A 20,705-nucleotide genomic window follows, 5' to 3' on the forward strand; every position below is an offset into this window, starting at 1 on the left:
CTTATGTCAAACCCGTCCGACCTCATGGAAATCAAAGAAACTGCGATTGCAGACAAGATCGCAGCGGCGCAATCGCTGCTGGATGGGTTCGACCACACGCCGCGTTTAGCCAAAGCCAAAGACGTTGAACCAGCAGCCGGAAAATCCGCCGGCATCCCCGGACGCCGCCGTTTCCGCAGCACAACACCCGGCCTTGTGACACAAAGCACAGCAAAGGCGGAGGGCGTGAACCTCATCGCCCGCGTTGAAGATACGTCGCCCGATGATGCCTTGATGAGTCCGGTTCAAGCGGGCGTGCTGCACGCCCTGCGACGCGCCCTCGCCACGTCGCTGACCGTTGTGGACCAATATGCCGACGCGACCGGCCTGTCGGCGCTCATGAAAGATAATCTTCAGGGCAAATTATCCGGCGGGAAATCGGCGGAGTTCATCGAAGGCCTCGCCGCGTCTTCCGTTATCGCGCTGCATGTCTTTGCCAATATGGCGAGCTTTCTGCTCTCCACCCTGCACGAAACGGGCGAGCTGTCCGTTGACGTCGGCGACGTCGAAGAGGTGCTGACGGATAATCCACAACTGGCACTCACAGGCGCGCTGTGGGAACTCGACCAAGACCTCGCCGTATTCGCCAATAGCGAAGACACGCTCATCCCGACGGTCACAGCGTTCTTGGAACAGCTGATGGACAAAGCCGCGATGCGCGCGAGCAACCTGCCCCGCCTCGATGCGTTCACATCCGTCGCTTACCGCGTCGAGGAGGACGATTTTGAGATCAGAGGGTTCGAAGCCGCCTCCCGCGCGCGCTCGACCAAGCTGACCATGACGTTTAAAAAACCGCACGAGGTCGTCGGCAACCACATCGCCAAATACCAAAGCATGAAACTGTCCAAAATGCTGATGGCGTATGATTTTGAGCGCAAGCTTAATCCGTTCGCCGATCTCGGCGGTTTCATCTTCACCTTCATGGGCGACGGCATGCCGGGGACGGGCAAGACGACCCTGATCCAAATGATGGCGGGCCTGATCAATGACTATTGCAACAATGCGGACTACCCGTTCCGCTACGCCAACCTGTCCACCGATTCAATCGACAGCTACCAAGGTAAGTCGGCGCAAAACGCCAAAGCCTTCGTTAAAACCATCATCGATCCCGGCGTCATCGGCTTTGGCACGATTGACGATATTGACCAGCTCGCGGGCAAACGCGGCGACCGTCAAAGCTCCGCCGGACAGCTCGAAATCACCGCTGTGCTGATGGAAAGCTTCGCGGGCGCGAACACGGTCGTGCGCGGCAACTGCACCTTTGGCATGTTTTCCAACTATCCCGAAAATGTCGATGACGCGCTGCGCCAACGTGCCGCCGCGCGCTTCCTCGTCGATGGCCCGAAATCCCGCGAAGACTATATCGACATCCTGCACCTGCTGATGGGCAAGAACCACGACATCCCCGTCGGCGATCACGAGTTGTTCGAAGCCCAAGTGATCCAAAAAGCCGTGCAAGCGAGCTACGACAGCTACGCCCGCCCGAAGGAAGAAGGGCTCGTCGCTGTGTTCGACGCGATCCAGAAAAGCACAGGCAAGCTCGACACGATCGCTAAGCTCGGCACCTACCTCAAAGCCATTCAGGAAGCCGACCCGCGCTTCACCGGACGCGCGATCAAGAACATCACCGACGCCGTCAAAGTCCGCGCGATGGACTTCGAACTGCCGGATGAATGGATGGAAAATACTGACCTGTTCCTCACCAAAGACTATGACACCAAACGCGCCATGATCGCCGACCTCTCGACCGAAATCACCGTCGACATGGTGATCCAAGAAATCAACCGCTACGCCGATAGCGAGTTCCGCTATGCGGATAAAAGCGATGAGATTGCGATCGAGAACATGGTGCGGGATTACGGGCGTCAGGAAGAGGCAAAGCGGCGCTATTTGGGGGGGAAGGGGTGATGAAGAAAATTGATAGAAGTCTCACAAATATCAAATTTAAACTAGGATATTTAAGACTTAGCGCGAGTCAGCTTATAATTTTATTCGAAAAGATTGGCATCGAACATGAAGTTTCTGCTGAAAATAATGACTACGAGTTTGAGAACTTCCAAGACATGAAAGCAAATAAGGAACTTCTCGTTGGGCGGCCAAAGATACAATTGAGGCTCCCCAACCCCACCGATATCCACTCAAGCACAATATACATCGATCTAAGTGGTAACTGCGAACTGAGAGCTTATTCATTAGAAAGCCACACTCAATTGGCGGAATTGGAGAAGTTAAAGGAAAGATTATCGGCATTTAAAACCCCGTTTTCCTTCATTGGACTCTTGGGGTGGCGTGACGTAATATTGCTATTAACTTCAATCGCATTCTTCGTTTGGGCAGTTCTAACTGCTAATAGAAACAATCCTGCGAATATCGTTTTAATCACGTCATATTCCGTCGCCATTCTGGCAAGTTTTTTATTTTGGGCTTCATTTTTCTTAAATAATTTTTTCAGACCCATCACCAACAAAAATATTGTAGGCACATGGGATAGAATAAAGGACAACATCTATTCTCACGTTGTTATTAGCACTATAACAGCAATAGTTGTTTTAATTGCTGCATGGCTTGGTTTTAAACCATGATGCGCCTCGTCAAAGCCGGGCTGATGTTTGGCAACCTCTATGAGGTGTCGTCGCCGGCGATGGTCGAGCGGTATAATCGCGCGCTGGATTATTTGATCGGCAAGCGCACGGCGCTGACGGAATTCCATGTCGATATTGCGGGCTTCTCGCCTGAGGTGGCGGATGAGTTGGACGATCAATATTATCTCAACCCGCACGGGTCGAACCAAATGTTTATTCTGCTGTCGACCGATCAGAAGATGGCGCCCCTGCTTGGATCGGCATTCTCGACCTCGCGCTCGATCCTGCGCCAATATATGGACGAGAATGAAGATCAGCTATTTGGCCTGACCGCGCGCGAAGCGGTGGCGGGGGAGCTGCTCAATTCCGTGTTTAAGATCGACGAGCCCGCCGACCTGCTCGACATCAACCAAATCGAAGTCACGGCCGACACGACCCAATCCCATGTCGCCGAAGCCGCTACGCTCACAACTCAGATCGACCGCTTCCTGTCCGAGGACGATGCGTGGTGGGATGATGTGTTGATTTCTGAGATGATCGAGCTGGCCAAGCGCACCGGCAATATTCAACGCAATCCGGTCAAACTGGGCAGTAAAATCTACGAACAGGGCAATTATTTCACGACCCATCTGGGCGGCGTCTATGTGTTCCGGGATGCGGACACGCCGACCGTGATTGCGCGCACCAAAATTGACGGTCTGATTGATCTCGACGTTGAGCAAGTGCTGACGCTGGATGACCGCGAGGCGATTTCGGACTGGCTCTATGAAGAAGGGCTGACCGAACTGGTCGTGCAACGCCCCAATCAGGATAGCGCCTTGGTGATCCGCCAGAAGATGGATTTTATTGTCGCCACCGTCGCGGCGGAACAAGGTCATGATTTGGACGGGCTCTCGCGGCAGAATATGCGGCAGCTGGAGCGCCGCTACGCCAATGAGCTGCCCGAAGAATTTCTCGGCCTGATGGATGTGTGGCGCTGGGCTTCGATGGGCGGGCGCGTGCCGAAATTCAACGCGGACAATCCGGCGTTTTTCTACGCGCTGCGGGGCTCGCAGAATGCGGACCGTGACCTCGTCAACATGTTGCTGACTGATTTGTCACGGCTGGATTTTCGCCAACTGTTTATCTGTCACAAACCGCTCTTCTATGAAGCCTATCGTGACTGGTCCGACAGCAAGAAAGACTTTGTCGTGCGCTTTCTGGAGCAGGAATATGCGATGGATAAGGCGGGCGCGCGGGAGGACTTGTTTGGCGGTGAACCGTCGATGGAAGACGCACCGGACCCAAGTCAACGGAACACGCGTCCCAACACGAAGCGCAAAAACCCGTGGGACCCCGCTAAGCCCCACAAGAAAGACGGCTGGAAACGGGATGATGACGACGACGATGATGATGACGACGGCTGGCATCGGAAATCGAAACAACGCCGCGCCTATGAAAAACGGCAGCGAGAACAAGAAGAGAGGCGAAAACGATGATTGGCCTTATCCGCAATATTGTCGTGATCTTTTTGATCCTGACCGTCGTCTATGTGATTTTAAGTCAGTGGAGCCGGTGGCGGGAACGCGTTCGACTGGCCGAAGATTATCGCGCGCAGACCGAGCTGTTCCAGCAAAGCGAGACGGAAGACAATTTCGTGGCGCGCGGTATGGCGCGGTATAACCGGTCGCTGCGGTCCAAATTATTCTTAAGTGTCTATGCTATTCCGGGGGCGATTGCGACCTTGCTGGTTTGGCTGGCGCAGCATTCATAAGAAATTGAACAGAGGAATTTGAAATGAAATGGCTTCGACATATTCCGGCGCTCATCCTGCTGATCGTAGGGGCCGTGCTGCTCAATTATTATCTCCCCGACCGCGACGTGGTGCAGATCGTCGGGACCGAGGTTAAACGCATTGACGTGGAGTCTGGCGCGCCGTTCTGGGACCGGGCTGATATTGGCACCATCGAAGGCTCGACCCGAGATGTGCGGTTCATCAATGCCGAGTTTGAAAATGGCAACACGCGCGTCTACCGCAACGAAGATACGGGGTGGGGCTTTCCGCCCTATTTCAAATTCGACAGTGGCGACGTCACCGCGCAAGCGCAAAGCTTGGCCAAGTCAGACGGGAAATGGGTTGCCGTGCGCCACTATGGCTGGCGGATTAAGCTGTTTTCGATTTTCCCCAATGCCACGTCGATCAAACAAGTGTCCGGTCCGGACGCGTTGCTCATTCCCTGGTTCAATATCGTCTTTATCGGGCTGCTATTGCTGATCTGGTTCTTATTGTGGCGGATGATCACGCGTTGGAAAGCCAAACGAATTGACCCGACATTGGACGCTGTTGGTGATTCCATCGGTGACGCCGCTCGCGATTTTGGCGATAATGTCGAGGCTGGCAGTGACGAAGTCCGTAGCCGTTGGCGCAAGATTTTCGGGTCGAACAAACCCCGCTAGGCTGACCGTTTTCGTGCCCAACGGTCTGACAATATAACCCCGGCAAACAGAATCAGGATGGAGAAAAAGGCCAGCCACAGGCCCCACAACCAATGCGGACCAAACCACAGATCCGCGAGCACACCCGTGTCAGATCGGTAAAGACGTCCGCCCACTTCGCCCCCGCCGATGAAGAAATAGCCAAATGACGTAAGCGCGTTCAGGCACAAGGCGATGGCGATGATGGTCGTCACGTACAGCAATACCCGATGCGGCAACCTCCATCCTGCCAAGGCAAAGAGCCCCGCCGAGACGCTAAGCGTGATAAAGGTGAACCCATCGGCCGCCCTGAAGAGTGACAGAGCGAGCAGGGCAGCCAAAAGCAGCAGCGTGAACCGGTAGGCACTCAGGGCACGGGTTAGAAAAATCATGATCACACCCAAAATCGTCGGACCCATCAATCCAACGATGATCGTCGCCGCGCGTGAAAACGCGCTCCACGACGCTGTTTGCGCCAGTCCGGAAAAATTCGGGTAAATCGTCAGTTTGTAAAACTCGCCGCCTGTCATCAGCGCCCCTAGCCCGTGCCCAAGCTCATGCGCCCAGGTTGAGAGAAACATCACCGGCACGCGCACAAACGGGATTTGCATGACCATGAAGATGACAACACATAGCCCCCAAAATTGCGTCGCAGGGAGGCGCATCGGCGGTGTCTTGGCAGGCTTTAATTTCGTCACGGACATACGGTCTGTTAGGCGGTCATGGCCGTGTGCGCTAGACTCGGTCTTCGGCGCGAGACACCTCAAGCCGCGCAAGCTTGCGTGACTCAACAGCCAACTTCTTATCGGCAATATCGAGTGAGAGTTTTTCTCGCGCAAGGGTGAGACGCTTCGTTTTTAGGGTTTGGCTCTCGCGGTCTAGTCGCGCGATTTCGGCGCGCGCACTGCTGCCGGCCATGGCAGCAATTTGAAACCCCGCCTCGACTTCACCAAGGCCCAGCCCGTCGCCTTGCTCTTGCAGTCGCGCCCGTTGTTGCGTCAGCCCCGTTTCCTGCGCTGCCAAAGCGTCGATCCGTGTTTGAATAGAGGCCCGTTTTAGAGCTAAAATCTGACGCACGGGCACGGCTAGTATGCCCCTTGTTTCGACAGGGTTTCGGCCAGATGGATGGCTGAGGCGACGGCGGCATAATGTTCTGGGCGAATTTCTTCCCCGACCTCGACCGTGGCATGCATGGCCCGCGCACACGGCGGATCGGAATGAATAAGCACGCCATGTTCTTTGGCTTTTTCCCGGATCGCAAACGCGAGGCTATCGATGCCCTTTGCGACACAGACAGGCGCCCCACCGCCCGACCGGTCCCACCGCAGCGCGACGGAGTAGTGCGTCGGGTTCACGATCACAACGTTCGCTGTGGCCACGTCATTGAGCATTGTTGAATTTGAAATTTCCCGCGCCCGCGCCCGACGCTGGCTTTTCACCAGCGGATCGCCTTCGTTTTTCTTATGCTCGTCCTTTACCTCTTCACGGGTCATTCTGAGTTTCAACAAATGCGACCATTGCGCGAACGGTAAATCGACCGCGGCAATAAAAATTGTCGCTGCAATCATCCAGACGAGAAGCAATAAGCTCTCCCCTACAAGTTTTTGAAACAAATAGCCCGCCGGACGGCCGATCTCGTGACTGATTTCCCCCGTCAGCCGGATCAGATAATAGCCCGCTGCAACACAGATAACCACGAGTTTAACGGCCCGCTTGGCAAATTCAGCCATACCATCGCGACCATATTTTTGCTTTATATTGGACAGCGGACTAATCTTCGAGAGCTTCGGTTGAATTTTGTCAGGCGCAAAAATGATGGTGCGTTGCGCGATCAAGGACAAAAATACCGCTGTGACCATAACCAGCAATAATGGCGCAAATAGGAACGCGATCGTTCCAAACAATTTCTTCGCCGCACCGCCCGTTAGTAAAAGGTCCCCAGACCGTATCGGGTATTCAAGCAAGCCTGAGAGTTGTGACATGGCTTTAAGGCCGGTTGATCCGCCCAGCGTCAGAATCGCAATCGCAAGACCGCAGTAAAGCGCGATCGAAGACACTTCCGCAGACTTGGCAATATCACCCTTTTTGCGGGCATCGTCGATTTTGCCTTGGGTGGCGTCAAAACTCTTTTCCTGACTACTGTCATTATCACCGGACACCTACGAAGCCTCCGCCATAATCGCCAGGAACATATCGACCCACGCCACCAACATAGCGCTGGCGCAAATCACCAATAAGAACAGACCCGACATCGTCATGCCCGGCAGACCCACGAAGGAGACTAATAGCTGCGGCATCGCTCGGTTTAAAAAACCCAATATAAGGTTGTAGACGAAGTTCAAAATCACAAAAGGCAAAGCCAGCGACAAACACATCCGCAGCAAGGCGACAGTGAGTTCGGTCAACCAATTGGCCGAGACTTGTAAATCCAGCATGGTCCCGACCGGAATATCGGTAAAGCTGTTGGCGATCACGCCTATCAGCTCAATATGCAAGTCCATCGACACAAGAAGCGTCACCCCCGTCAGCATCAGTAGCGTGCTAATCGTTGTATTGGGTTCCGTCGCGATACCCTCGCCCAGCACCTGCGATAGGGACAGGGACTGAGATACAATCATACCCAGAATTTGCAAACCGTGTACGGCAAGGCGCAGGGCAAAGCCCATTACGAAACCTGTCATCGCCTCAGACGCGACCAAGGTAAGAATCCCTTGATCGCGCAGCAACGCCAGATCGTCCTGCAAAATAGGATAGAGCATAAACGCTGTCATTCCGGCGACAGCAATCCGGAATCGCGGCAGAATTGCGCGCTCCCCAAAAACGGGGACAAGCATGAAAAAGAGCGACAGTCGTGCAAATAAGCCAAAAATTGGCCACACCATTTCAATCAGCGGGCCAAAGGCTTCGGCCAGCTGCGCGAGGAATTCGCCGCCGCCCATCATGGCAGAACCCGCGTCATGCGGAGCCGAGAATAAGCGGCTTTTCGTTGGCCGCGATCTCGGCGTAGGACAGAACGGGGTTTTTCACGCCTTTGGTTTTCAGCACCGAGCGGATGAACCGACGCCAATGACCCGGGGCCGCGATCACCGCGTAACTGCCTTTGCGTGCGGCCGTATCGAGCTGGGCGCGCACATCATGGGCAAATTGATTAAATTCTTCCGGCGATAGAGCAATGTCAGAACGACCCACCTCGTCACGTGTCTCCCGTTCACCTAACTTGGCCGTCCAATCTTCACCGATCCGGATAATTGGAAGCTGTCCGGTTTCGTTCCGATATTGCCCGACAAAGTGACGGGACAAACGTTGGCGTGCCACATCTGTGATTGCCTCGGCATTCAGGTTCGCGGACTTCCCATCCGCAACTGTTTCCAGCAACAGCGGCAGGTTACGAATCGAAATCCGCTCTTCCAACAAGAGGCGCATAACGGAGTGCAGTAACTCAATAGGCGCTTTATCCGGGAAAAACTCATCGACAAGACGACGATTGCCATCGGCCCGGTCCGACTCGGTCACCCCTTTAAACGCATCCAATGTTTCGCGCAGGGCGCGGCGCGTAAGCAACGCCGGTAGATTGTCTTGGATGACTTCCAAAAGATGGGTCGCGAGCACTTCAACCGGAGCCACCGTGGTAACACCCAGCAAAGTGAGTTCATTTTCATGTTCGGGATCGACCCAACGCGCCGGAGCCTTGAAGACAGGTTCTTGCGTCGTGTCGCCGGGAATTTGCGTATGTTCATTGGCTTCAATCAGGGCCAGTCGACGGTCCGCCATTAATGTCTGTGTCGCCATATCTGCGCCGTGCAGCCGGATGCGATAGCTATGGCGTGGCAAAGCCGCATCGTCAGACAATCGGATCGGGGGCAGAATAAACCCGTATTGAGTCGCGATATATTTGCGGATTTTCTGCACGCGTTTATCGACACCGAAATCAGTTCCCATGACCGTAGCCACCAGATCGCGTGACAGCTCAACAGAGAGTTCGTCCAAGTCCAGCATATCGCCCATCGTCGGTTCGGGCTTAGGCGGCACGATACCGGCTTCTTTCTCTTCGAGCTTGGTCACGTTCTGGGCTTTCTGCCAACTCAGGTACGCCGCGATCCCGAGGCCAATTGAGCCCAACATGAAGGGCATGACGGGCAGGCCCGGAAACAGCGCGAAGACAGCCATAATGCCCGAGACGGAGGCCAGTGCGGCTGGGTGACGACCAAACTGTTCGAGCAAAGCCAAATCCACCGCGCCGTCACCGCGGCCGCGCGACAGCAACAGACCCGCCGCGATGGAGATGATGACGGCCGGGATCTGACTGACCAACCCATCCCCCACGGTTAGAATCGCGTAATTACTGGCCGCTTGACTAAAAGACAGGCCATGAACGCCAACCCCGATACCCATCCCAGCAATCAGGTTGAGCAAGGTGATGAGAATACCAGCGACCGCGTCGCCTTTCATAAATTTGGACACACCGTCCAATGACCCGAGGAAAGCCGTTTCTTCTTGTTCGCGTTCGCGTCGTTTACTGGCTTCTTCGTGGCTGATGGCGCCTGCGGCCAAATCAGCATCAATCGCCATTTGTTTGCCCGGCATGGCGTCCAACGCAAAGCGAGCGCCGACTTCCGCCATACGCCCCGCACCTTTGGTGATGACCATGAAGTTGACGATAACGAGGACCGAGAACACGATTAGACCAATGGCGATGTTGCCGCCCATGACGAACATGGCGAAGCCTTCGATAATCGATCCGGCCGCGTCTGTACCCGTATGACCCTCCCCGATAATGAGCTTGGTCGAGGACACGTTCAGCGACAGGCGCAGCAGCAAGGACGCCAATAAAACGGACGCAAAGGCAGAGAAATCGAGCGGCTTTTCCACAAACAAGGTCATGGTAAAAATCAAGATCGCAAAGGCGAAGGACGCCGCCACACCGATGTCCAAGACCCATGACGGCATGGGCAAGATCATCATGATGATGACGGCCATAAGGCCGACGGCGAGACCGATGGTGGCGCGACTAGAGTTCATTACCGGGCCGTCCGCCTAGCCGCCAACAATAGCAGGAAGGACGTGATTATTGAACAAAGACAGGCAAATATTCGTCATGTAACCAATCGTCATAAACATCACGACCAGCATGGCGGCCAGTTTTGGAACAAACGTTAGCGTCATTTCCTGAATCGATGTCAGCGCTTGGACAAGGCCCACAATCAGACCGACCACTAGCGCGGAAATCAGCAAAGGCATCGCCATCAACGCGGTCGCCCAGAGCGCTTCGCGGAGCAGGCTCAAAATGCCGAATTCATCCATGAGACGGCCTTTCCAAGACAGGCGTTGTGACCATTAGATCGGCATCCGAAGAAGCTCTTGATAGGCTTCGACAACCCGGTTCCGCACAGTCACGGCGGTTTCCAATGCCATCTCGGCATTGGCCAGAGCTTCGACGACAGATTGCGCGTCGGTTGTACCGGCCGCGTATTGGGTCGACGTTGTTTCCACCGTTTTCAAGACGTCGGAGAAACTCTCGACGCCTTTGGCCACGACACCGCCATCATTATTCGGTTTGGGCTGCTCAAGCCCCGCGGGGGCTGTAATCCGTTTGGCCGCGCCATAATGGCGTGAGGCGCCAAGCGCGGCAGCGTTTGAGGTGATATCCATGATTACTGCCTCAGAAGACCGAGCAGGCCGCGATACATTTCGCCAGCTTGCTTAAACGTTGTCAGGTTGGCTTCGAAGCTTCGGTTAGCTTCGCGCGCGTCGGCCATTTCAATGATCATGTCGACATTGGACGATTCCACGAGACCTTGATCATTCGCCAGAGGGTGATTCGGATCGAAAATCATCTCGCCCTGCGATCGATCAAGTGACGGACGCGACACACCCACCGTGGTCAGACCACTTTCGCGATCAACCTGTTGGGTGAAATTCATCAACTTGCGTTTATAGCCGTGTGTATCGGAATTTGAGAGGTTCTCAGACGCGACTGAAAGGCGCTGCGATTGTGCGCGCATGCCGGAACTCGCGGCATTCATGGTCTGTACAATTGGGTCTATCATCGGCGCGAAATCCTTTCTGCGCTTAAGCGGGTGTCAGAGGAGACTAGAGATTTTTGCCAACCGCTGTTTTCATCATTGTGAGGGTGGATCTGTATATAGAGACCGCTAATTCGTGATCCTGTTGGGCTTTGGAGCCGCGCATCAACTCATCCTCCAAGCTAACAGTGTTGCCATTGGGAGAGCCGACGGAGGGACGATCCAACGCCTCCAATGGATTGATGCCGGCGTCCGTGCCGGACAGTTTCTGTGATTCCATCACGGCGGAGAAATCAGCGACATCTTGGGCTTTGTAACCTGGCGTGTCCGCGTTCGCGATGTTTTGGGAGATAAGGGAGTGACGTGTGGCCGCGTGGCGGGCCATATTGGATGATAAATCCAGAAGCGAAACTGTGTGCGCCATGACTGCAATCCTTGCAAAGGGCGTTAATGCTGTATTGACGATTAGAGCCGAGGGTTGAATCAATGGTTAACAGACCTGTAACAAAATTTTTCCTGTCCATCCCGTCGCCTTGAAGGGCACCCCATGCCCAAGCCGCCCTCTGAAAACCTGGCTACACTGACCGCCCAGTTCGCTACGCCGCTGCCGCCGCTTGTTGTACATTCCGGTCGCGTTCTCTCCTGCGCCGGACAGACCGTGCAAATATCCGGCCTGTGTGGTCGCGCTGGGATTGGCGCGAGTATCATGATCGATGGCAATCGTCGCGGCGACGTCATCGCCGATGACGGTCACAGCGTGACCGTGGCCCTGTATGGATCCGGACAAGGGCTCACATCTGGAATGCGCGCAGATCTAGTGCCCGTTACGACGCTGGCGCCGGGGCCGGACTGGCTCGGTAAAGTGTTGGATTTTGACGGGCGGGATGCGGATGGAAAACGTCCCAGACAAGGCGCTAAACCAGCGGACCTGAATGCAGCTCCGCCGATTGCCGGACATCGGCGGGCGTTCGGAGACCGCATTTGCACGGGATATTCTGCAATCGATACATTTTTGCCGCTTTGCCGGGGTCAACGTGTGGGCTTGTTCGCGGGATCAGGCGTCGGCAAGACGTCCCTCCTTGGCGGCTTAGCGAAAAGCACCGGTCAAGCCAGTAGTGCCGACGTCACCGTGATCGCTTTGATCGGTGAGCGGGGACGTGAAGTTCGCAGTTTTGTTGAGGAGGTTGTTGGACCTGAAGCGATGAAACGTACCGTTGTTTTTGCCGCAACATCCGACCAACCGCCGGCCGCCAAATTGCGGGCTGCGCGGTTGGCTATGGCGACAGCGGAAAGCTTTCGTGACCAAGGACAGCATGTTTTATTCTTGTTTGATAGCCTCACCCGGTTTGCCCAAGCGCATCGCGAAGTTGCGCTTTCTGTTGGCGAAACGCCGGCTTTACGCGCTTTTCCACCATCGACATTTCCGACCCTCGCAGGGTTATGTGAGCGCGCCGGCCCCGGAACAGACGACACAGGCGGCGATATTACCGCCGTCTTCTCAGTCCTTGTGCAAGGCTCTGACATGGAAGAGCCGATCGCCGATACGGTCCGGGGTATTTTGGATGGTCACATTATTTTGGACCGCGCCATCGCGGAGGGCGGCCGCTACCCAGCGATTGATGTGGGACGCAGCATCTCTCGGTCCCTGCCTGAAGCGGCAACAGAGTTACAGAATGCCATTTTATCCCAAGGGAGAAGTCTTCTTCGGCGGTATGAGGACGGTCGATTGATGGTGCAATCCGGGCTTTATGTCGCCGGAACGGACCCCGTGTTAGATAAGGCTGTGGCCTGCCAGCCTAACTTGGATGGATTTTTGCGGAATGCCAACGTGGCAACAATTGACGAGAGCTTTATCGCGCTCGGCCAAGCGATTTCTTAGTGATTATGAGAGCGAACCGCTAAGTTGAATTTGATAGAACGAGACTAAACAAGCTCTGCGTTCCAAAGCCGCCCGTGAGCAAAGACAAGGCGCTGGCACCCGGTGTCAGGGCCGAGGGACCATTTTCGATTTGGCGCTGTAACAAGAAATCTTTGATGGTCTTGTCGACCCCCTCTGTCGTTGCGAGCGCAGCGCGTGGGTCATCGCCTAAGCGTTGTTCAGCCCGCTTTTGCAGGTAATCCGCCTGTTTATCGACATCGAGATTTGAAAATCCTGTCGGCAAAATAAAGGCCGCATCAAAGATTTCCATAAGTGGCGCGTTACCAATAATTTTATACCAAAAGGATCGGTCACTGGCGCTATTTGCGGCTAAATCAGAAATTTCACTTTCAAAATTAAGCGCTATACGTAGGTCAGGCTCTTGTTCCCCGACGGCTGTCTGGAAAGCTTTATCTGTATAACCATTAACCAAATCATCGACAGTGGCGGCGCTTAGCTGGATATTTCCATCGCTATCAGCCTCAAATACGCGCGCCAACTCAATGAAATCATCATTGTTCAACCGTTGCGCAAACCCTTTAGGATCATCGGGGCCTTGCGAAATGATCCGCCGTACAAACGCGCCTTTATCAATTTCGCTTTCAAGCCCAAAACTTTGCAACACAGGCAAAAGTAACTGACGGTCGCCCATCAGATCATCAAGTGTAAACGACTCTGAGAGTTTTTCGCGCATGCCATCGACATTGCGCTTAATATCTGTCGAGCTTTCAAACGTCGCCTGTTGCCGCTCTTGCGTGGACTTCAGAAACGCATACCCCGACAGGGACCCGCCAATCAGACTTGGCTGAATTGCCATCGCATTAACCTGCAGCCGCCACGCGGCGGCGTGTCACGGTCTGAGCTGAAACAGTCTGGATCACTGGTCGGCTCCGCGTCGAATTATTTCGAGACTCGTCTTTCTGAGTCGGCTCAAGGCCAAGCAAGTCCGCTTCAATCGGAATTAACGGCTTAAGACGGCAGAGAGCAGAATAAATTCGACCATCAACCCACGCTTTATAGGATTTCAGCAATGTGTCGGACAGGGGCGTTCCTTGAAAGACAGTGCTGAGAGAGCGGTATTGTTGCTCGACCGCATCACAGGCTTCGTCGCCTGAACTGTCGCCGGACAGAAGAATTTGAATCGCGCTATAAAGGCGCGTGACAGGGGTGCGGACTTCGTCAGGATGGATCACATCAGAGAGACGAAGCACATTTATGCCTTCGCCTTCGACACAGATTTGTCCGCGTTTGGGGCCATTCGATAGAAGGGCGCCGTTTACGATAAACTTTTCGTTTGGTTTGAGGCTGATAAGCAGGCCGGCCATGAGCAATCCTTTATGCGACTGTGAGTCTTTATGCGGCTTGCGAAGCACCAGAGCTTTCGCCCGGTCGACCCAGCAGGCCCTGCATAACAGCGATATTAATGTCCAAAAGGACGTCAACGGTTCCCGTTCCGGCATAGAGGCCGTGCGTATGGAAGCGAACAAAGCGAGCCAGTCCCCTCAATTGGGTCACCAACTCTGTACCGAGCTTATTATCCGGATGAACGAGGTCGACCGTAAGAATATCCCAAAGCTTGAGGTTTTCAGAGAGAACCTCTGCGGCTTCAGATGTCAGTTTAAAATCAGGACCGGAATATGGGCGCAGCTTGGAAATTGCCGTTTGAAAGACCTGAACTTCAACATCGCGGTCGGAGCCTATCGCGCGGCCCGTAGTGCCATAAACGCTTTGGGCGTTGAAGGCGTGGGCGGTCATAAGAGCCATAGCGAAATCCTGTGCTACCGAGGCGATCGGTCCGTCGTCGCCTTAAGCGGCACGCCGGAGATTTAAAGTTCCCCGGCCCGAAGGGCCGAGGGAATATTCGTTTTGGCCGAAGCCTAGGTTAAGCCTATCGGAAGAGGCTCAAAAGGGCTTGTGGTGCTTGGTTAGCGATCGACAGAGCCTGTACGCCTAGCTGCTGCTGAACCTGCAGAGCTTGCAAACGTGCTGACGCTTCTTCCAGATTGGCATCTGTCAGTGTCGATATGCCGGCTTTCAAGCTGTCGCCCAAAGAGGAGACAAAGCTGATCTGGCTGTCAATACGGCCCTGTTTCGAACCGAATGCAGCCGCCGCATCGATAGCGCTCGTGAGGAAGCCTTCAATGTCAGTCAATGCTTGTGCCGCTGTCGAGTCCGACGTTGATACGTCGAGAGCATCAAGACCTTCCAACAGCCCTGCTGGGGTTGCCGGCTTGGTTTGTGTCGCGGTCATTGTGACCTGAGTCGTACCCGCTGTGACGTCTGTATCTTCGATTGACAGCACATTGCCTGAGCTGACAGTCGCTGAAACGCCTGCGTCCAAGACACCATTCACATCGTCATTGATCGCCGCTGCAATCGCCGTGACATATTCTTCAACTGTTTGGCCTTCTGTGGAGACGACTGTAATTGCTCCGCCTGCGCCTGTACCCAGGTTCAATGTCGTTGATGTCCCGGTTGTCAGTTCAGCACTTGTATCAAAGACGAGTGACCCGACGTCAGTTGGAGAGGCATTTGGTGTATATGTGTCGTTCACGAAGGTGATATTACCACCGTCGCCACTCGACAAAGAACCTGAAGAACCAACGGCGTCAGTCGTGAGATTTTGACGCGCAACTGTGATTTTTCCTGTGCTCACTGCGCCGTTTGAATCACGGTTCAATGATGACAAAATTTCGATGTTACCTTCGCCTGTCAGAAGGTTCTGACCATTAAATTGCGCGCCCGCGACAGTTGATTGGATCTGCGCGACGGATTCGTTAATGTCGGTCTGGAGCTTACCACGGTCAACATTGCCTTCTTGAGCAGCAATGATTGAGTCGCGGATGTCTTTGAGGTTCGTCACGACTTCTTCAGCCGCAGTCCGAGCAACACCCACTGTGGCTGAACCCAAGTTCAGAGAATTACCAATTTGTTCGAAACCTGCGACATCAGTTTCCATCACTGTTGCGATTGACCAAAGCGCTGCATTGTCTTTAGCAGAGTTGATCGACTTACCTGTCGCAATTTCGTTTTGAACTTGACCGAGGTTCTTGTTGATCCCTTTGAGGGTATCGAGCGCAACCATTGCGCCTAAGTTTGTATTAATACTGGACATTGGATTTCACCTAATGAGCGGGACGTTGCCCGTGTTGAAATTGCTTCGTCAAAACCCTTTCGGATTAAAGTCGAAGGTGACCAAGTCGTCCTGACAATTGGGCGGAAAACCGACCGCGCTCTCCTGAGCTATTCTTCGTTTGTAACGCGTGAATTCTAACAAGTAGTGAATTTCGATAGTTTTCAAGACGTAAACTTAAATTGTCTTATTATACGGCGATCCCAGGTTCTTCATCCTGATTTGCCCCCCGGTCCGGTCATAGGCCCCAATGTCACCGTCGGCGCGGATCAACCCTTCAATCCGCGCCTTCGCATCGCGCGCGCCGTTCATGGCTGCGCCGATTAATCCGCGGGCCTGTTCTGCGCGTTGATTGATGATTCGCATCGCCGCCTCGATCCGCGATTTGTCAAACCCGGGCAGTTGAAAATCGATCCGCATGGCGTCGAGGCCGCGCATGGCGTCCGCAGTTTCCATTTGCACCGCAAGCAGGTCTTGAAAACGACCCTCACGAATAACGTCAATCTCCGCAATCAGAGCCCGATCAATACGGCTCAACATTGTTAGAATTCGCGTGTCGCTCATGATGTTTCCCCTGCTGCTCCGTAGCGCTCCAATTGCCTATATATAGAGTCCGCCATTCCAATCCCGCCTTGATCCGCCATTCGTTCGGCCAATTGTTCGACATAAAAACTGCCAAAAGCGGAGGCCATTTTACCCTCGCCAGACGTCAAAGATTCAGCGAGGCCGGAATGGGTCAGCATTTGTGCGATGAAGGCGGCTTCGAAATCCTTGGCCACCTCTTTTAACGCGGCTGTGTCCTTTGCCCCCGCCACCGTGCTCTCCGGCGTCGGTTTCACCGTTTTCAAAGGTGTCAGGGAATTAAGATCAGGAACTAACATAAGCCTTCTTTACCCACAGGCCGTAAACACTCGGTAAACCATATTCGTTCAATTTGACCTTATGTCGGCCCTTCCCAATGTTTTGATGACACAGACAAACCCGCGCGCAGCGTCGCCTGCTGCGGCTGGGCTAAAATTGACCGCCGACAGGAACAGCGATTATCAAGGGCGGAGTTTCGAAGAGACACTGTCAGACCAGACGGACGTTAACCCTCACGCTTCCGGCCAGACCACTGAGCCAGAGATAGGTCTAACAACACACCGAGATATTCAGCTCAATGACAATGATGTCGCCCGCAAATTGAATGTTCCTCAGCTTGGCGAAACGGAGGGATCCGTTGATCGAGCTGGCCTGATGCCTGCGGGAAACCTCTCATCAATCGGGCTCGACGTCTCAATTCCGGTTGAAGACACGCCCATCCATATTCCGATGACGGACAGTGTTCCTGTGCCAACGGCTCAGACGCTTCCGTTAGCTGACACTCCGATGGCCGACACACCGACCATTTTACCGATCACCCACATCGCTACCCTGACAAACGCCGATGCGATCTTGCCAACCTATGTGGTTGCCGGTGATCCGATTAGTGCGGCTCTGCCCCAAGCCAATGTGCCTGAAGGCCTGCCAAACCTCGCGCCCTTACCAACCCTCACCGCCGTCGGAACAGCGTCAATGCTTCCAATTTCGGCTGGAAACGGGGCCGCGCCACCAACAACCGCGCCCGCGTCAACATTGACCCCGACACCTGTTGCCCTTGTGAACCCTGTGCCAACAGAGGGCGAGCTACTCCCAACATCTATCGCCGAAGCGGGCGATAATACGCCAACTCCAGAATTTGACGCCATTGAATTTGACGCATCGGACCGGCCTCGCCTGTCCGAACGGGCCGCCGAAACGGCTGAGTATCGGGCCTTGGCGAAACCGACTGTCGGCGCCTCTGACCTCGCCAAGCTTGCCGATGCGCCAACACAATCCACACCGCTCTTCGCCAATAGTGACATGCCTGCGCCCCTAAAATCCGTTCCGGTCATTGCGACCGCGCCAACATTGACACCCCTCTCTGGCATGAGCGATCGATTGGCGGCGACGATTTTGCAAACAACGAACGCCCAACCGACCGTGACAATGGATAAGATACCGCAAGCGGTCGTCGCTATTGCTCTGTCGGCCAAAAGCGCGACCTTGCAGATTGATCCGCCTGAATTGGGCCGTATTCAACTCGATTATCAATTCGATAGTCAAGGCCGCACCGTTGTGACGCTCACGCCGGAATCAGATGCCGCACGGGCGGCCTTAATGGACCGTATGGCCATTATTACGGCAGCGCTGGAGCAAGGCACGAATAGTCCTGTTGATGTCAAACTCGGTGATGCCCGCGACTTCGGATCAGAATTCGGACAAGCCTCTCAGGAGGGTGATAATACCGGATCAGACCCGCAAGACAGTTCAAACGGCTCGGCCTCTACAACAACACAAACTGATGACCTTCAACGCTTTGTACGCGCCCCTATGGGCGAAGCGGAGCGCCTTCATATTCTCGTCTAGGATTGACCTAAGGATATACTATTATGGATCTCTCGATTCTTACCAATGCGGCGTCAGCGAAAACGACGACCTCCCAATCAACGACCTCACAGAGCACGGAATCTTCGTCCGTGTCGGAATCAGCTAACGCTGTGAATGAGCAGTTCGATACGTTCCTGAATTTGCTGACCGCACAAATCAAAAATCAAGACCCGCTCGCGCCGATGGATTCAACACAATTCGTCGAACAACTCGCGACCTTCTCCAATTTGGAGCTTCAGGCTAAAAACACGGCCATTTTGGAAGATATTGCGTCGATGATGGCGCTGCAGCTCGCCGCCACAACGACGCCCACACCAGAGAGCTAGCCCCCTCGCGATAAATCGCGCGGGTATTGCGGCGTTATGAAGATTTAGTGGTCCTGACGTGACAGGTCGAGGATCAGGACTTTATTGACGCCGCTTTCGCTAATATCGTTGGCCGCGCGGGATAGTGTTTCGCGTAAAATCTCATACGTGTCTGATGACGTCAGCTCTTGATCAAAATATCCATCATCTGAGAGCTGTAAGAGCTCGCGAATGAAGCCGTCACGAAAGCGTGGCTCTAGCCGGAACATTTCATCGCGTTGGTTCGACGGAACTTCCAAAGCGAGATTGAGTAAAATCAGAGCGTCAACGGCATTGTCTTTCAAGACTGGGACAACGAACTGACGCTTAAATTTGATGAAGTCCGTTTCCCCACTATAGCTTTCATCGTCCGCGCTGCCATGACCTGACGCTTTCTTCTCACTCTTCCCATGCGAGTCAGTTTTCACTGGCTTTCCGTGACTGTCGGCCTTTTTATCATGGCCTTTGTCATCGTGGGAGCTTGAAATAGGCGCAGGCGAACCGTTGCCGCCGATTTTATTCGCCGAAACGACTCCGCCGGCAGCAAAAACCGACAAGACGACAAGAAAAAGAAGGGCTTTCATTGCATAATTCCTAGAATGGGATGATTTTGTCTAGAACACGGGTTCCGGCGCGGTCATTGGCACTGCGCGACACAGCGCCGCTGCCATCATAACCGACTTGTGCATTCGCGATTTTGTCGAGTGTGATGACGTTGCGACGACTGATGTCTTCGCGGCGAACGATACCCGAGACGAACAACGTTCGGGCTTCCCCTTCAACCTGAACATTCTGACGACCAATAATGACAAGATCACCGTTCGGCGTCACTTCCGAGACTTGCGCGGCAAGCGTTAAGGACAAGGTCTCAGCCCGACGTAATTGCCCGCTGCCATCAACATTAGATCCGCGCGTGATCGACATTGCCGGATCCAGAGTTTCTCCGGAGGGCAAGATATCTTCGATGAGTTTGGTCAGCCCAAAGAAACTGGGAATGGACAAATTTTGGCCGGACTGGCGATCTGTCGCGACAGAAGCCTGCATGTCAGCGGAATCATCAATAGTGATCTGCACGGTCAGAATATCCCCCGGTCCACGCGCGCGGCGGTCCCCAAACAGGGAGTCAGGACTATGACTCCAGAGTGACGCGGTCTGATAGACGGCGGGCTCTACGCTTGGCGCAGGTTGCGCGTAAGCCAGCGGCGCTGTGGTCATTGGTGCTGCGGCCCGTTTCGGACCTCCCGTTGTTCCACACGCGCAAAGCGCAACCCCGGCTAGCAACATCGCCGCAAACCGAAACTGTATTCCACAATTCATCATTTGTGTCGTCGTTGGCACCCTACTCACGGCGTAACCTCCACTAATCCAGGGCCGATAATCCGACCGGTAACGCGCTTTCGCGACGTCGTATTTATGACTGAGACACGATCGCCCTCAGCTCCTTCACCAAGCGATCGCCCGGTTGTTTCCATGGTCAGCGACCCGCGTCGGAAAACCAACGTCACATTATCGTTGCGTTCGACCTGCAAAGGCGTCCGTACGTGACGCGGAGTCATGACGGCGCCAGCGCGCACAGAGCGAATTAACTCCTGCCCCACGTAATCCTCTGTCGCATAAGGTCCGGTCACATCGCCTTCGCGAATAATAGCGCCGCGTTGCAAAGGACGGTTGGTTGTGACTTGTTCGGAATTGTCGGCCATGGCGGCCTGCGGGACGGTCGCAAATCCGAGCAGCACAATGATGATCAAGATTAAACGGGTCATG

General features: G+C 54.3%; 26 protein-coding genes. 8 read left to right on the top strand and 18 right to left on the bottom strand.

Annotated elements, in window-relative coordinates:
* The first annotated feature begins 3 nt into the window (after positions 1-3).
* The 5 genes from IE105_RS05170 to IE105_RS05190 are packed head-to-tail and all read left to right on the top strand — an operon-like array spanning position 4 to position 5,057.
* Positions 4-1,947, top strand: coding sequence for an ATP-binding protein (locus IE105_RS05170; protein ID WP_189496118.1), 1,944 nt, complete (start codon positions 4-6; stop codon positions 1,945-1,947).
* Positions 1,947-2,621 carry a hypothetical protein gene (locus IE105_RS05175; RefSeq protein WP_189496119.1) on the top strand — a complete coding sequence of 225 codons (675 nt, stop codon included), beginning with the start codon at positions 1,947-1,949 and terminating at the stop codon, positions 2,619-2,621. Before IE105_RS05170 ends, IE105_RS05175 begins: the two co-directional genes overlap by 1 nt.
* The gene (locus IE105_RS05180; protein WP_189496121.1) at positions 2,618-4,099 is read left to right on the top strand and encodes a DUF6638 family protein; all 1,482 of its coding nucleotides are present in this window, start codon (positions 2,618-2,620) and stop codon (positions 4,097-4,099) included. Before IE105_RS05175 ends, IE105_RS05180 begins: the two co-directional genes overlap by 4 nt.
* The gene (locus tag IE105_RS05185; protein WP_189496123.1) at positions 4,096-4,374 is read left to right on the top strand and encodes a hypothetical protein; all 279 of its coding nucleotides are present in this window, start codon (positions 4,096-4,098) and stop codon (positions 4,372-4,374) included. Before IE105_RS05180 ends, IE105_RS05185 begins: the two co-directional genes overlap by 4 nt.
* 23 nt (positions 4,375-4,397) lie before the next feature.
* Complete coding sequence (locus tag IE105_RS05190; RefSeq protein WP_189496125.1) at positions 4,398-5,057, top strand: DUF1523 family protein; 660 nt, start codon at positions 4,398-4,400, stop codon at positions 5,055-5,057.
* On the opposite strand, the gene IE105_RS05195 is transcribed toward IE105_RS05190, so the two are convergent.
* Genes IE105_RS05195 through IE105_RS05235 form a run of 9 tightly spaced genes read right to left on the bottom strand, consistent with a single transcriptional unit; the run spans position 5,054 to position 11,522 of the window.
* Complete coding sequence (locus tag IE105_RS05195) at positions 5,054-5,779, bottom strand: M50 family metallopeptidase (protein WP_189496127.1); 726 nt, start codon at positions 5,777-5,779, stop codon at positions 5,054-5,056. The genes IE105_RS05190 and IE105_RS05195 overlap by 4 nt on opposite strands.
* Before the next feature lie 31 nt (positions 5,780-5,810).
* Positions 5,811-6,152, bottom strand: a complete 342-nt coding sequence (locus IE105_RS05200) for a hypothetical protein (RefSeq protein WP_189496129.1) — start codon at positions 6,150-6,152, stop codon at positions 5,811-5,813.
* Positions 6,153-6,160: 8 nt separating this feature from the next.
* On the bottom strand, positions 6,161-7,234 hold the full coding sequence (gene flhB / locus IE105_RS05205) for a flagellar type III secretion system protein FlhB (protein WP_189496131.1): 1,074 nt from the start codon (positions 7,232-7,234) through the stop codon (positions 6,161-6,163).
* A complete protein-coding gene (locus IE105_RS05210) occupies positions 7,235-8,017 on the bottom strand; it encodes a flagellar biosynthetic protein FliR (RefSeq protein WP_189496133.1) in 783 nt (260 codons plus the stop codon).
* A gap of 13 nt (positions 8,018-8,030) precedes the next feature.
* Positions 8,031-10,094: a flagellar biosynthesis protein FlhA gene (locus IE105_RS05215; RefSeq protein ID WP_189496135.1), complete on the bottom strand. Its 2,064-nt coding sequence runs from the start codon at positions 10,092-10,094 to the stop codon at positions 8,031-8,033.
* Positions 10,095-10,109: 15 nt separating this feature from the next.
* Positions 10,110-10,376, bottom strand: a complete 267-nt coding sequence (locus IE105_RS05220; protein ID WP_189496137.1) for a flagellar biosynthetic protein FliQ — start codon at positions 10,374-10,376, stop codon at positions 10,110-10,112.
* A gap of 33 nt (positions 10,377-10,409) precedes the next feature.
* On the bottom strand, positions 10,410-10,724 hold the full coding sequence (fliE, locus tag IE105_RS05225) for a flagellar hook-basal body complex protein FliE (RefSeq protein ID WP_189496139.1): 315 nt from the start codon (positions 10,722-10,724) through the stop codon (positions 10,410-10,412).
* Positions 10,725-10,726: 2 nt separating this feature from the next.
* Positions 10,727-11,122 (bottom strand): flagellar basal body rod C-terminal domain-containing protein, encoded by a 396-nt coding sequence (locus tag IE105_RS05230; protein ID WP_189496141.1) that lies wholly within the window; start codon positions 11,120-11,122, stop codon positions 10,727-10,729.
* 43 nt (positions 11,123-11,165) lie between these two features.
* On the bottom strand, positions 11,166-11,522 hold the full coding sequence (locus tag IE105_RS05235; protein ID WP_189496143.1) for a flagellar basal body protein: 357 nt from the start codon (positions 11,520-11,522) through the stop codon (positions 11,166-11,168).
* Between the two features lie 123 nt (positions 11,523-11,645).
* Here IE105_RS05235 and IE105_RS05240 point away from each other — a divergent pair, with 123 nt between their 5' ends.
* Positions 11,646-12,977, top strand: a complete 1,332-nt coding sequence (locus IE105_RS05240; RefSeq protein WP_189496146.1) for a FliI/YscN family ATPase — start codon at positions 11,646-11,648, stop codon at positions 12,975-12,977.
* A gap of 19 nt (positions 12,978-12,996) precedes the next feature.
* On the opposite strand, the gene IE105_RS05245 is transcribed toward IE105_RS05240, so the two are convergent.
* From IE105_RS05245 to IE105_RS05270, 6 genes are all read right to left on the bottom strand, one after another.
* The gene (locus tag IE105_RS05245; RefSeq protein WP_189496148.1) at positions 12,997-13,833 is read right to left on the bottom strand and encodes a DUF1217 domain-containing protein; all 837 of its coding nucleotides are present in this window, start codon (positions 13,831-13,833) and stop codon (positions 12,997-12,999) included.
* Between the two features lie 4 nt (positions 13,834-13,837).
* Positions 13,838-14,341 (bottom strand): flagellar biosynthesis repressor FlbT, encoded by a 504-nt coding sequence (locus IE105_RS05250; protein ID WP_189496150.1) that lies wholly within the window; start codon positions 14,339-14,341, stop codon positions 13,838-13,840.
* A gap of 28 nt (positions 14,342-14,369) precedes the next feature.
* Positions 14,370-14,780: a flagellar biosynthesis regulator FlaF gene (locus tag IE105_RS05255; protein ID WP_189496152.1), complete on the bottom strand. Its 411-nt coding sequence runs from the start codon at positions 14,778-14,780 to the stop codon at positions 14,370-14,372.
* Positions 14,781-14,904: 124 nt separating this feature from the next.
* Positions 14,905-16,131, bottom strand: coding sequence for a flagellin N-terminal helical domain-containing protein (locus IE105_RS05260; RefSeq protein ID WP_189496154.1), 1,227 nt, complete (start codon positions 16,129-16,131; stop codon positions 14,905-14,907).
* A 195-nt stretch (positions 16,132-16,326) separates the two neighbouring features.
* Positions 16,327-16,713 (bottom strand): hypothetical protein, encoded by a 387-nt coding sequence (locus IE105_RS05265; RefSeq protein ID WP_189496156.1) that lies wholly within the window; start codon positions 16,711-16,713, stop codon positions 16,327-16,329.
* A complete protein-coding gene (locus tag IE105_RS05270) occupies positions 16,710-17,030 on the bottom strand; it encodes a rod-binding protein (protein ID WP_189496157.1) in 321 nt (106 codons plus the stop codon). The genes IE105_RS05265 and IE105_RS05270 overlap by 4 nt, the downstream gene beginning before the upstream one ends.
* A gap of 61 nt (positions 17,031-17,091) precedes the next feature.
* Here IE105_RS05270 and IE105_RS05275 point away from each other — a divergent pair, with 61 nt between their 5' ends.
* Both IE105_RS05275 and IE105_RS05280 read left to right on the top strand, forming a co-directional pair.
* Entirely contained in the window at positions 17,092-18,576 is a 1,485-nt protein-coding gene (locus IE105_RS05275) for a flagellar hook-length control protein FliK (RefSeq protein ID WP_189496159.1), read from the top strand.
* Between the two features lie 23 nt (positions 18,577-18,599).
* On the top strand, positions 18,600-18,923 hold the full coding sequence (locus tag IE105_RS05280; protein ID WP_189496161.1) for a flagellar hook capping FlgD N-terminal domain-containing protein: 324 nt from the start codon (positions 18,600-18,602) through the stop codon (positions 18,921-18,923).
* A gap of 44 nt (positions 18,924-18,967) precedes the next feature.
* On the opposite strand, the gene IE105_RS05285 is transcribed toward IE105_RS05280, so the two are convergent.
* Genes IE105_RS05285 through flgA form a run of 3 tightly spaced genes read right to left on the bottom strand, consistent with a single transcriptional unit; the run spans position 18,968 to position 20,704 of the window.
* Positions 18,968-19,525, bottom strand: a complete 558-nt coding sequence (locus IE105_RS05285; RefSeq protein WP_189496163.1) for a flagellar basal body-associated FliL family protein — start codon at positions 19,523-19,525, stop codon at positions 18,968-18,970.
* Between the two features lie 10 nt (positions 19,526-19,535).
* Positions 19,536-20,288: a flagellar basal body L-ring protein FlgH gene (locus IE105_RS05290; protein WP_189496164.1), complete on the bottom strand. Its 753-nt coding sequence runs from the start codon at positions 20,286-20,288 to the stop codon at positions 19,536-19,538.
* Entirely contained in the window at positions 20,285-20,704 is a 420-nt protein-coding gene (gene flgA, locus IE105_RS05295; protein ID WP_189496166.1) for a flagellar basal body P-ring formation chaperone FlgA, read from the bottom strand. The genes IE105_RS05290 and flgA overlap by 4 nt, the downstream gene beginning before the upstream one ends.
* Position 20,705: the final 1 nt, after the last annotated feature.

This window comes from Algimonas arctica (assembly GCF_014652695.1).
Lineage (GTDB): Bacteria > Pseudomonadota > Alphaproteobacteria > Caulobacterales > Maricaulaceae > Litorimonas > Litorimonas arctica.

Excerpts from the sequence above, each read along its gene's own strand:
- IE105_RS05180 (WP_189496121.1), top strand. The coding sequence starts at position 2,618 with ATGATGCGCCTCGTCAAAGCCGGGCTGATGTTTGGCAACCTCTATGAG.
- IE105_RS05195 (WP_189496127.1), bottom strand. The coding sequence starts at position 5,779 with ATGTCCGTGACGAAATTAAAGCCTGCCAAGACACCGCCGATGCGCCTC.
- IE105_RS05220 (WP_189496137.1), bottom strand. The coding sequence starts at position 10,376 with ATGGATGAATTCGGCATTTTGAGCCTGCTCCGCGAAGCGCTCTGGGCG.
- IE105_RS05245 (WP_189496148.1), bottom strand. The coding sequence starts at position 13,833 with ATGGCAATTCAGCCAAGTCTGATTGGCGGGTCCCTGTCGGGGTATGCG.
- IE105_RS05215 (WP_189496135.1), bottom strand. The coding sequence starts at position 10,094 with ATGAACTCTAGTCGCGCCACCATCGGTCTCGCCGTCGGCCTTATGGCC.
- IE105_RS05250 (WP_189496150.1), bottom strand. The coding sequence starts at position 14,341 with ATGGCCGGCCTGCTTATCAGCCTCAAACCAAACGAAAAGTTTATCGTA.
- IE105_RS05285 (WP_189496163.1), bottom strand. The coding sequence starts at position 19,525 with ATGAAAGCCCTTCTTTTTCTTGTCGTCTTGTCGGTTTTTGCTGCCGGC.
- IE105_RS05240 (WP_189496146.1), top strand. The coding sequence starts at position 11,646 with ATGCCCAAGCCGCCCTCTGAAAACCTGGCTACACTGACCGCCCAGTTC.
- IE105_RS05190 (WP_189496125.1), top strand. The coding sequence starts at position 4,398 with ATGAAATGGCTTCGACATATTCCGGCGCTCATCCTGCTGATCGTAGGG.
- IE105_RS05210 (WP_189496133.1), bottom strand. The coding sequence starts at position 8,017 with ATGATGGGCGGCGGCGAATTCCTCGCGCAGCTGGCCGAAGCCTTTGGC.
- IE105_RS05265 (WP_189496156.1), bottom strand. The coding sequence starts at position 16,713 with ATGAGCGACACGCGAATTCTAACAATGTTGAGCCGTATTGATCGGGCT.
- IE105_RS05170 (WP_189496118.1), top strand. The coding sequence starts at position 4 with ATGTCAAACCCGTCCGACCTCATGGAAATCAAAGAAACTGCGATTGCA.
- IE105_RS05235 (WP_189496143.1), bottom strand. The coding sequence starts at position 11,522 with ATGGCGCACACAGTTTCGCTTCTGGATTTATCATCCAATATGGCCCGC.
- IE105_RS05185 (WP_189496123.1), top strand. The coding sequence starts at position 4,096 with ATGATTGGCCTTATCCGCAATATTGTCGTGATCTTTTTGATCCTGACC.
- fliE (WP_189496139.1), bottom strand. The coding sequence starts at position 10,724 with ATGGATATCACCTCAAACGCTGCCGCGCTTGGCGCCTCACGCCATTAT.
- IE105_RS05255 (WP_189496152.1), bottom strand. The coding sequence starts at position 14,780 with ATGGCTCTTATGACCGCCCACGCCTTCAACGCCCAAAGCGTTTATGGC.
- flgA (WP_189496166.1), bottom strand. The coding sequence starts at position 20,704 with ATGACCCGTTTAATCTTGATCATCATTGTGCTGCTCGGATTTGCGACC.
- IE105_RS05175 (WP_189496119.1), top strand. The coding sequence starts at position 1,947 with ATGAAGAAAATTGATAGAAGTCTCACAAATATCAAATTTAAACTAGGA.
- IE105_RS05260 (WP_189496154.1), bottom strand. The coding sequence starts at position 16,131 with ATGTCCAGTATTAATACAAACTTAGGCGCAATGGTTGCGCTCGATACC.
- IE105_RS05280 (WP_189496161.1), top strand. The coding sequence starts at position 18,600 with ATGGATCTCTCGATTCTTACCAATGCGGCGTCAGCGAAAACGACGACC.
- IE105_RS05270 (WP_189496157.1), bottom strand. The coding sequence starts at position 17,030 with ATGTTAGTTCCTGATCTTAATTCCCTGACACCTTTGAAAACGGTGAAA.
- IE105_RS05275 (WP_189496159.1), top strand. The coding sequence starts at position 17,092 with ATGTCGGCCCTTCCCAATGTTTTGATGACACAGACAAACCCGCGCGCA.
- IE105_RS05230 (WP_189496141.1), bottom strand. The coding sequence starts at position 11,122 with ATGATAGACCCAATTGTACAGACCATGAATGCCGCGAGTTCCGGCATG.